The sequence below is a fragment of the Clavibacter californiensis genome, from assembly GCF_021952865.1.
GTDB lineage: Bacteria > Actinomycetota > Actinomycetes > Actinomycetales > Microbacteriaceae > Clavibacter > Clavibacter californiensis.
Window position 1 is genome coordinate 3,155,263 of sequence record NZ_CP040792.1, and the last position, 10,224, is coordinate 3,165,486.

At 71.2% G+C, this 10,224-nt stretch carries 6 protein-coding genes and 2 pseudogenes; 4 read left to right on the top strand and 4 right to left on the bottom strand.

Features of this window, described 5'->3' with window-relative positions; genetic code table 11:
- Nucleotides 1-34: 34 nt before the first annotated feature.
- Complete coding sequence (locus FGD68_RS15075; protein ID WP_119373327.1) at nt 35-1,093, bottom strand: glycerophosphodiester phosphodiesterase family protein; 1,059 nt, start codon at nt 1,091-1,093, stop codon at nt 35-37.
- A 132-nt stretch (nt 1,094-1,225) separates the two neighbouring features.
- Between FGD68_RS15075 and FGD68_RS15080 the strand changes: the two are divergent.
- Nucleotides 1,226-2,032 (top strand): annotated as a pseudogene (locus FGD68_RS15080) (Bax inhibitor-1/YccA family protein).
- Nucleotides 2,033-2,140: 108 nt separating this feature from the next.
- On the opposite strand, the gene guaA (FGD68_RS15085) reads toward FGD68_RS15080, so the two are convergent.
- Both guaA (FGD68_RS15085) and FGD68_RS15090 read right to left on the bottom strand, forming a co-directional pair.
- On the bottom strand, nt 2,141-3,721 hold the full coding sequence (guaA, locus tag FGD68_RS15085) for a glutamine-hydrolyzing GMP synthase (protein WP_119373325.1): 1,581 nt from the start codon (nt 3,719-3,721) through the stop codon (nt 2,141-2,143).
- A complete protein-coding gene (locus FGD68_RS15090; RefSeq protein WP_237609627.1) occupies nt 3,718-3,891 on the bottom strand; it encodes a hypothetical protein in 174 nt (57 codons plus the stop codon). Before FGD68_RS15090 ends, guaA (FGD68_RS15085) begins: the two co-directional genes overlap by 4 nt.
- A 119-nt stretch (nt 3,892-4,010) precedes the next feature.
- Here FGD68_RS15090 and guaA (FGD68_RS15095) point away from each other — a divergent pair, with 119 nt between their 5' ends.
- Nucleotides 4,011-5,591 carry a glutamine-hydrolyzing GMP synthase gene (gene guaA, locus FGD68_RS15095; RefSeq protein WP_119373325.1) on the top strand — a complete coding sequence of 527 codons (1,581 nt, stop codon included), beginning with the start codon at nt 4,011-4,013 and terminating at the stop codon, nt 5,589-5,591.
- A gap of 108 nt (nt 5,592-5,699) precedes the next feature.
- Here guaA (FGD68_RS15095) and FGD68_RS15100 read toward each other — a convergent pair whose 3' ends face one another.
- The gene (locus FGD68_RS15100; RefSeq protein WP_119373326.1) at nt 5,700-6,503 is read right to left on the bottom strand and encodes a Bax inhibitor-1/YccA family protein; all 804 of its coding nucleotides are present in this window, start codon (nt 6,501-6,503) and stop codon (nt 5,700-5,702) included.
- Nucleotides 6,504-6,635: 132 nt separating this feature from the next.
- Here FGD68_RS15100 and FGD68_RS15105 point away from each other — a divergent pair, with 132 nt between their 5' ends.
- The gene (locus tag FGD68_RS15105; protein ID WP_119373327.1) at nt 6,636-7,694 is read left to right on the top strand and encodes a glycerophosphodiester phosphodiesterase family protein; all 1,059 of its coding nucleotides are present in this window, start codon (nt 6,636-6,638) and stop codon (nt 7,692-7,694) included.
- Nucleotides 7,695-7,843: 149 nt separating this feature from the next.
- A pseudogene (locus tag FGD68_RS15110) lies at nt 7,844-10,224 on the top strand (ATP-dependent helicase); the annotation flags it as partial.

Sequence of the window (10,224 nt, forward strand, 5' to 3'; positions counted from 1 at the left end):
GTGCGGACGCAGGGCCGTGCCGATGAGACGCGCCCTAGCTCCCCGCGGCCGAGGCCCTCTCCCCCACGAGCCGGACCGCGAGATCCGGATGGTCGACGAATACGCCGTCGACACCCGCGTCGAGAAGCCGACCCCAGTGCGTGCCGAAGTCGCCGTGCGCGGACTTCGCATCGGGGCTGCGGAGGGACCGGGGCAGGAACGCGTTCTCGGGGCGCAGCGTCCAGGTGAAGACGGACAGGCCGGCCCGGTGAGCGCGCTCGACGAGGTCGGACACGGGAGCGGACTCGTCAGCTGAGCCGAAGCCGTCGGCCCGGCAGATGCGCTCGACGCCCACGCTGATCCCATCCACCTCGGCGGCGAGCGCCGCGAGTCCCGCGTCGGTCAGCTGCTCCTCGAACGTGACGGCCGAGTCGCCGTGACGCGCGACCTCGTCGATCGCCGCGCCGCGCCCCTCGAGGAGGTACACGAGGCGCGCCGCGATGCCGTGCGCCCGGACGCCGAGGAGCGCGCTCCGCTCGAAGGACTCGATCGTGAGGCGCGACGCGTCGTCCGCCCACCCGTGCTCGCGGAGGTCGCGGGCGAGCAGCTCGTCGAGCGGCATGCCGAGCGCGGCGAAGTGCGTGGCGTGCTTGATCTCCGCGACCATGCCGAGCGGGCGACCGTGACGCGCCGACTCCTGGTCGATGATCCGCAGCAGGTCGGACAGGGAGAGCACGGTCTCCTCGTCGTCGTGGGCCGCGCTGTCCGGCCGGGCCGAGGGCACCCGCTCCCGGCAGCGGAGCGTGCGGATCTCGGCCCACGTCATGTCCTCCGTGAACCAGCCCGCGCGCTCCACGCCGTCGACGACGCGCGTGGCACGGCGGTCGGCGAACTCCGGGCGATCGGCGACGTCGGTCGTGCCCGACAGCTCGTTCTCGTGCCGGATGACGAGTACCCCGTCGGAGGAGGCGACGAGGTCGGGTTCGACGGCGTCCGCGCCCTGCGCGAAGCCGAGCCGCACGGCGGCGGCGGAGTGCTCGGGGCGGTAGCCGCTGGCTCCGCGATGGGCGATGACGAGGGGGCGGGGGCGAGGGGCGTGATCCACGCCGGGCACGCTACATGCGCCGGGTGGACGGCGAGCGCGTACTCATCTGAGGAAATGCACGGCCCACGCGAGTGGTCTCCCAGCCTGGCCAGCTAAATTGGTCATCAATCACGTTCAACCACCATTGAGAGTAGAAGGACCATGGCCAACCCCACGTTCTCCAACAACCCGGTCTTCAACGGCCGGGGTGCGACGCCCACGAGGGATGTGACCCCGGAGAGCCTCGACGAGCTGTACGCCCGCCCGTCCGCGACGGCCTCCGAGACCGACCGGATGACCTTCGAGGACACGACCGTCAAGACGGTCAGCCTGCTCGCCATCGTCGTCGTGCTCGGCGCCGTCGCGTGGCTCTCGGGCCCGCTCGCCCTCCCCCTCGCCATGCTCCGGCGCCATCGGCGGCCTCGTGCTCGGCCTCGTCAACTCCTTCAAGAAGGAGCCGTCCGTCCCGCTCATCGTCGCGTACGCCGCGTTCGAGGGGCTATTCGTCGGCGGCATCTCGCGCGTCTTCGACAGCCTCTACCCCGGCGTCGCCACCCAGGCCGTCCTCGGCACCGCGGGCCGTTCTTCGCAACCGTCCTCCTGCTCTTCCGCAGCGGCAAGATCCGCGCCTCCGCCAAGGCCACCAAGATCTTCATGATCGCCATGGTCGGCTACCTGGTGTTCTCGCTCGCCAACTTCGCGCTCACGGCCTTCGGGGTCTTCGACAGCCCGTTCGGCCTGCGCAGCGAGACCATCGCGGGCATCCCGCTCGGCGTCATCGTCGGTCTCTTCGTGGTGTTGCTGGCGTCGTACTCGCTGGTGCTCGACTTCGACTTCATCCAGCGCGGCGTCCGCGCCGGCGCTCCCCGCAAGTACGGCTGGACCGCGGCCTTCGGCCTCGTCGTCACCATCGTGTGGCTGTACGTCGAGCTGCTCCGCATCTTCGCGATCCTGCGCGGCAACAACTAGCACCACAGCAGGTCCCTGGCACAGCACCGCGGACCGGCAGCACGACGAAGGCCGCTCCCCTCGGGGAGCGGCCTTCGTCGTGTCAGCGCCGGAGCGCGAGCGGGAGGATCACTCCCACTCGATGGTGCCCGGCGGCTTGGACGTGACGTCGAGCACGACGCGGTTCACGCCGTCGACCTCGTTCGTGATGCGGTTCGAGATGCGCGCCAGCACGTCGTACGGCAGGCGGGTCCAGTCAGCGGTCATCGCGTCCTCGCTGGAGACGGGGCGCAGCACGATGGGGTGGCCGTAGGTGCGGCCGTCGCCCTGCACGCCGACCGAGCGCACATCCGCGAGCAGCACGACGGGGCACTGCCAGATCTCACTGTCGAGGCCCGCGGCGGTGAGCTCGGCGCGCGCGATGGCGTCCGCCTTGCGGAGCAGCTCGAGGCGCTCGGCCGTGACCTCGCCGACGATGCGGATGCCGAGGCCGGGCCCGGGGAACGGCTGGCGACCCACGATGACCTCGGGGAGGCCGAGCTCGCGGCCGATGGCGCGCACCTCGTCCTTGAACAGGGTGCGGAGCGGCTCGACGAGCTCGAACTTGAGGTCCTCGGGGAGGCCGCCGACGTTGTGGTGGCTCTTGATGTTCGCGGTGCCCGTGCCGCCGCCCGACTCCACCACGTCCGGGTAGAGCGTGCCCTGCACGAGGAACCGGATGGGCTCGCCGTCGGCCTTCGCCTCGAGCACGAGCGCCTCCGCGGCGCCCTCGAACGACCGGATGAACTCGCGGCCGATGATCTTGCGCTTGGCCTCAGGGTCCGTGACGCCCGCGAGTCCGTCGAGGAACTGGTCGGCCGCGTCGACCGTGACGAGGCGGACGCCCGTGGCGGCCACGTAGTCCTCCTCGACCTGGCGGCGCTCGTCCTGGCGGAGGAGGCCGTGGTCGACGAAGACGCAGGTGAGCTGGTCGCCGACCGCGCGGTGCACGATCGCCGCGGCGACCGCGGAGTCGACGCCGCCGGAGAGGCCGCAGATGACGCGGGCGTCGCCGACCTGGGCGCGGATCCGCTCGACCTGCTCGGCGATGACGTTGCCGCTGTTCCAGTCGCCGGGGATGCCGGCGGCGCGGTGCAGGAAGTTCTCGAGCACGGCCTGGCCGTGCGCGGAGTGCTTGACCTCGGGGTGCCACTGCACGCCGTAGAGGCGGCGCTCGTCGCTCGCGAAGGCGGCGACGGGCGTGGACGCGCTCGAGGCGAGGACCTCGAAGCCCTCGGGCGCCTTCGACACGGAGTCGCCGTGGCTCATCCACACGGTCTGGTCGTCGGGCTGGCCGTCGAGCAGGGTGCTGCCGGGCGTGAGCGTGACCGCGGTGGATCCGTACTCGCGCGCTCCCGTGTGCGCGACCTCGCCGCCGAGCGCGCGGGCCATGACCTGGAAGCCGTAGCAGATGCCGAGGACGGGGACGCCGAGCTCGAGGATCCCCTCGTCGAGGCCGGGCGAGCCCTCCTCGTAGACGCTGGACGGGCCGCCGCTGAGGACGATGCCGGACGGGTCCTTCGCGCGGATCTCCTCGGCCGTGATCGTGGACGGCACGATCTCCGAGTAGACGTTGGCCTCGCGGACGCGGCGGGCGATCAGCTGCGCGTACTGGGCGCCGAAGTCGACGACGAGGACGGGGCGCTGGTTCGTGGGGTTGTCGACGCTCAAGGGGTGGCCTCCGTGGTGGTGGTCGGGTCGATGGGTCGGGGGTCCGCGTCGTCGCGGTCGTCGCGGTCGTCGCGGTCGTCGCGGTCGTCGCGGTCGTCGCGGTCGTCGCGGTCGTCGGCGGACGTGCTCGCACGGCGGGGAGCCTCGAGCTTCGCGATGACCTCCCGCACCCGGCGGGCGATGCGCGCCTCGACGACCGCGACGACCGCGACGACCGCGACGACCGCGACGACCGCGACGACGCGGACCCCCGACCCATCGACCCGACCACCACCACGGAGGCCACCCCTTGAGCGTCGACAACCCCACGAACCAGCGCCCCGTCCTCGTCGTCGACTTCGGCGCCCAGTACGCGCAGCTGATCGCCCGCCGCGTCCGCGAGGCCAACGTCTACTCGGAGATCGTGCCGTCCACGATCACGGCCGAGGAGATCCGCGCGAAGGACCCGTCCGGCATCGTCCTCAGCGGCGGCCCGTCCAGCGTCTACGAGGAGGGCTCGCCCGGCCTCGACGAGGGGATCCTCGAGCTCGGCGTCCCCGTCCTCGGCATCTGCTACGGCTTCCAGGTCATGGCCCGCGCGCTCGGCGGCGAGGTCGCGCACACGGGAGCGCGCGAGTACGGATCCACCGCGGTCACGCTCACGCCCGGCAGCACCCTGCTCGACGGCCAGCCCGACGACCAGACCGTGTGGATGAGCCACGGCGACTCCGTGTCGAAGGCGCCCGAGGGCTTCGAGGTCCTCGCCTCGAGCGCGTCCACGCCCGTCGCCGCCTTCGCGAGCGACGAGCGCCGCCTCTACGGCGTGCAGTGGCACCCCGAGGTCAAGCACTCCGCGCACGGCCAGGCCGTGCTCGAGAACTTCCTGCACCGCGCCGCCGGCATCCCCGGCGACTGGAACAGCGGCAACGTCATCGCCGAGCAGGTCGAGCGGATCCGCGCCCAGGTCGGCGACGCCCGCGTCATCTGCGGCCTCTCCGGCGGCGTCGACTCCGCGGTCGCCGCGGCGATCGTGCACCGCGCGGTCGGCGACCAGCTCACCTGCGTCTTCGTCGACCACGGCCTCCTCCGCCAGGACGAGCGCCGCCAGGTCGAGGAGGACTACGTGGCCGCCACGGGCGTCCGCCTCGTCACGGTCGACGCGGCCGACCAGTTCCTCGACGGACTCGCGGGCGTCACGGACCCTGAGGCCAAGCGCAAGATCATCGGCCGCGAGTTCATCCGGTCGTTCGAGGGCGCCGCGGAGGCGCTCGTGCTCGAGGCGAAGGCCGACGGCGAGCCCATCCGGTTCCTCGTGCAGGGCACGCTCTACCCGGACGTGGTGGAGTCGGGCGGCGGCACGGGCACCGCGAACATCAAGAGCCACCACAACGTCGGCGGCCTCCCCGAGGACCTCAAGTTCGAGCTCGTCGAGCCGCTCCGCACCCTGTTCAAGGACGAGGTGCGCGCCATCGGCCGCGAGCTCGGCCTCCCCGAGGTCATCGTGGGTCGCCAGCCGTTCCCCGGGCCCGGCCTCGGCATCCGCATCGTCGGCGAGGTCACGGCCGAGCGCCTCGAGCTGCTCCGCAAGGCGGACGCCATCGCGCGCGCCGAGCTCACCGCCGCGGGCCTCGACAGTGAGATCTGGCAGTGCCCCGTCGTGCTGCTCGCGGATGTGCGCTCGGTCGGCGTGCAGGGCGACGGCCGCACCTACGGCCACCCCATCGTGCTGCGCCCCGTCTCCAGCGAGGACGCGATGACCGCTGACTGGACCCGCCTGCCGTACGACGTGCTGGCGCGCATCTCGAACCGCATCACGAACGAGGTCGACGGCGTGAACCGCGTCGTGCTCGACGTCACGTCCAAGCCGCCGGGCACCATCGAGTGGGAGTGATCCTCCCGCTCGCGCTCCGGCGCTGACACGACGAAGGCCGCTCCCCGAGGGGAGCGGCCTTCGTCGTGCTGCCGGTCCGCGGTGCTGTGCCAGGGACCTGCTGTGGTGCTAGTTGTTGCCGCGCAGGATCGCGAAGATGCGGAGCAGCTCGACGTACAGCCACACGATGGTGACGACGAGGCCGAAGGCCGCGGTCCAGCCGTACTTGCGGGGAGCGCCGGCGCGGACGCCGCGCTGGATGAAGTCGAAGTCGAGCACCAGCGAGTACGACGCCAGCAACACCACGAAGAGACCGACGATGACGCCGAGCGGGATGCCCGCGATGGTCTCGCTGCGCAGGCCGAACGGGCTGTCGAAGACCCCGAAGGCCGTGAGCGCGAAGTTGGCGAGCGAGAACACCAGGTAGCCGACCATGGCGATCATGAAGATCTTGGTGGCCTTGGCGGAGGCGCGGATCTTGCCGCTGCGGAAGAGCAGGAGGACGGTTGCGAAGACGGCCGCGGTGCCGAGGACGGCCTGGGTGGCGACGCCGGGGTAGAGGCTGTCGAAGACGCGCGAGATGCCGCCGACGAATAGCCCCTCGAACGCGGCGTACGCGACGATGAGCGGGACGGACGGCTCCTTCTTGAAGGAGTTGACGAGGCCGAGCACGAGGCCGCCGATGGCGCCGAGCATGGCGAGGGGGAGGGCGAGCGGGCCCGAGAGCCACGCGACGGCGCCGAGCACGACGACGATGGCGAGCAGGCTGACCGTCTTGACGGTCGTGTCCTCGAAGGTCATCCGGTCGGTCTCGGAGGCCGTCGCGGACGGGCGGGCGTACAGCTCGTCGAGGCTCTCCGGGGTCACATCCCTCGTGGGCGTCGCACCCCGGCCGTTGAAGACCGGGTTGTTGGAGAACGTGGGGTTGGCCATGGTCCTTCTACTCTCAATGGTGGTTGAACGTGATTGATGACCAATTTAGCTGGCCAGGCTGGGAGACCACTCGCGTGGGCCGTGCATTTCCTCAGATGAGTACGCGCTCGCCGTCCACCCGGCGCATGTAGCGTGCCCGGCGTGGATCACGCCCCTCGCCCCCGCCCCCTCGTCATCGCCCATCGCGGAGCCAGCGGCTACCGCCCCGAGCACTCCGCCGCCGCCGTGCGGCTCGGCTTCGCGCAGGGCGCGGACGCCGTCGAACCCGACCTCGTCGCCTCCTCCGACGGGGTACTCGTCATCCGGCACGAGAACGAGCTGTCGGGCACGACCGACGTCGCCGATCGCCCGGAGTTCGCCGACCGCCGTGCCACGCGCGTCGTCGACGGCGTGGAGCGCGCGGGCTGGTTCACGGAGGACATGACGTGGGCCGAGATCCGCACGCTCCGCTGCCGGGAGCGGGTGCCCTCGGCCCGGCCGGACAGCGCGGCCCACGACGACGAGGAGACCGTGCTCTCCCTGTCCGACCTGCTGCGGATCATCGACCAGGAGTCGGCGCGTCACGGTCGCCCGCTCGGCATGGTCGCGGAGATCAAGCACGCCACGCACTTCGCCGCGCTCGGCATGCCGCTCGACGAGCTGCTCGCCCGCGACCTCCGCGAGCACGGGTGGGCGGACGACGCGTCGCGCCTCACGATCGAGTCCTTCGAGCGGAGCGCGCTCCTCGGCGTCCGGGCGCACGGCATCGCGGCGCGCCTCGTGTACCTCCTCGAGGGGCGCGGCGCGGCGATCGACGAGGTCGCGCGTCACGGCGACTCGGCCGTCACGTTCGAGGAGCAGCTGACCGACGCGGGACTCGCGGCGCTCGCCGCCGAGGTGGATGGGATCAGCGTGGGCGTCGAGCGCATCTGCCGGGCCGACGGCTTCGGCTCAGCTGACGAGTCCGCTCCCGTGTCCGACCTCGTCGAGCGCGCTCACCGGGCCGGCCTGTCCGTCTTCACCTGGACGCTGCGCCCCGAGAACGCGTTCCTGCCCCGGTCCCTCCGCAGCCCCGATGCGAAGTCCGCGCACGGCGACTTCGGCACGCACTGGGGTCGGCTTCTCGACGCGGGTGTCGACGGCGTATTCGTCGACCATCCGGATCTCGCGGTCCGGCTCGTGGGGGAGAGGGCCTCGGCCGCGGGGAGCTAGGGCGCGTCTCATCGGCACGGCCCTGCGTCCGCACCGGCCTTGCGTCCGCACCGGCCCGGCTCCGCGTCGGGGCCCGGCTCGGCGTCGGCGACCGGCTCCGGTCGGCGCCCGACTCCGCGTCGGGGGCAGCGCCTAGGATCGATGCCGACATGAGTTCCGACCCCGCCGCCATCTCCCCCTCCAGCACGCCGATCATCCTCGACGGCCGGTCGGGTGCCGCTGGAGGGCCGGGGGCTCCGGAGGATCCGCTGCTGGAGGGCCTCAACCCGGAGCAGCGGGAGGCCGTCGTCTACCGGGGTCCCGCGCTGCTCATCGTGGCGGGCGCCGGTTCCGGCAAGACGCGCGTGCTCACGCACCGCATCGCGAGCCTCATCGAGTCCCGGGAGGCGTGGCCGAGCCAGATCCTCGCCATCACCTTCACGAACAAGGCCGCCGCCGAGATGCGCGAGCGCGTCGAGTCGCTCCTCGGGCAGGCGTCCGAGGGCATGTGGATCTCGACCTTCCACTCCGCGTGCGTGCGCATCCTCCGACGCGAGGCGGAGGCGTTCGGCTTCACGCAGAACTTCACCATCTACGACTCCGCCGACAGCCGCGTGCTCATCAAGCGGATCATCAAGCAGCTCGACGCGGACACGCTCGGCTTCACCGTCTCGTCGGTGTCGGGCCGCATCTCGAAGCTCAAGAACGAGCTGTCGGACGCGGACACGTTCGCGCGCACGGCGAACTTCAACGATCCGGCCGAGGCCATGTTCGTGGAGATCTTCCGGCAGTACACGCGCTCCCTCGCTGCCGCCAACGCCTTCGACTTCGACGACCTCATAGGCCAGACCGTCTACCTCTTCCGCGCCTTCCCCAAGGTGGCGGCGCTGTACCAGCGGCGCTTCCGGCACGTGCTCGTGGACGAGTACCAGGACACGAACCACGCCCAGTACTCGCTCATCCGCGAGCTGACGCGTGCCGTGGCCCCCGAGGACGTGCCCGTCGACACCCGCATGTCCACGAACGGCATGGGCGGGATCGACGGGGCCTCGCTCACCGTCGTGGGCGACAGCGACCAGTCCATCTACGCCTTCCGCGGCGCCGACATCCGCAACATCACCGAGTTCGAGCGCGACTTCCCGCAGTCGAAGGTCGTGCTCCTCGAGCAGAACTACCGGTCGACCCAGAACATACTCACCGCCGCCAACGCCGTCATCTCGAACAACTTCGACCGCAAGGACAAGAAGCTGTGGACCTCCATCGGCGACGGCGACAAGATCGTCGGATTCACGGGGTACTCGGGGCACGACGAGGCGCAGTTCGTCGCCGACGAGATCCAGAAGCTGCACGAGGAGGGCACCGCCTACTCGGAGATCGCGGTCTTCTATCGCACGAACGCGCAGACGCGAGCGCTCGAGGAGATCCTCATCCGCTCGGCCGTGCCCTACCGGATCATGGGCGGCACGAAGTTCTACGAGCGGGCGGAGATCAAGGACGCCATGGCGTACCTGATCGCCGTCGCCAACCCCGCGGACGTGCTGGCGCTGCGCCGCATCCTGAACACCCCGAAGCGCGGCATCGGCCCGGCCACGGAGACCGCCCTCGCGAACTTCGCCGAGTCGCACGGCGTCACCTTCCGGGAGGCGATGCGCCGTGCGTCCGAGCTGGGACTCGGGCCCAAGGTGACGCAGGCGATCCTCACTCTCTCCCGCATGCTCGACGAGGTGGCGCTCCTGCTGGATCCCGACCGCCCAGAGGGACGCACCTCCGTCGGCGACCTGGTGACCACGCTGCTGGAGAAGAGCGGCCTGGTGCAAGCGCTCCGGGCGAGCAAGGACGCGCAGGACGAGGCCCGCGCGGAGAACGTCGAGGAGCTCGTCGCCGTCACGAAGGAGTTCTCGCGCAACAACCCGGAGGGCCAGCTGGTGGACTTCCTGACGGAGGTCTCGCTCGTCGCCGCGGCGGATGAGCTCGACGACTCGAGCGGCACCGTGTCCCTCATGACCCCTCCACACGGCGAAGGGCCTGGAGTACGACTCGGTCTTCCTCACCGGCGTGGAGGAGGACCTGCTGCCGCACCGCATGTCGGCCAACGAGCCCGGCGGCCCGGCGGAGGAGCGGCGCCTCTTCTACGTCGGCATCACGCGCGCTCGACGGCGCCTCTTCATATCCCTGGCGATGACACGGGCCCAGTTCGGCGAGGTCAACGTCGCCATGCCCAGCCGGTACCTGCAGGAGATCCCCGCCGAGCTCATCGACTGGAAGCAGTCGCCCGGCATGGCCACGTCCCGCGGTGGCACCCAACCCCCGCGCCCTCAACGCCCGGCGCGAGGGAGGTGGGTATGGCTCGCGCTCGCGCTCGTCGAGCGGCTTCGAGGATCCGGCGCTGCCGCCGCCACCCCGGCCCAAGACCCAGTGGGCCAACACGGTCACCGGCCAGGTGCGCGACAACGGCGACCTCGAGCTCGCGTTCGGCGACCGCATCCGCCACACCGACTTCGGCGACGGCCGCGTGACCGGCGTCACGGGTGAGGGACGCAAGCGCATCGCC

Bases quoted from the DNA above. Each gene is read 5' to 3' on its own strand.
- FGD68_RS15100 (WP_119373326.1), bottom strand. From the start codon at position 6,503: ATGGCCAACCCCACGTTCTCCAACAACCCGGTCTTCAACGGCCGGGGT.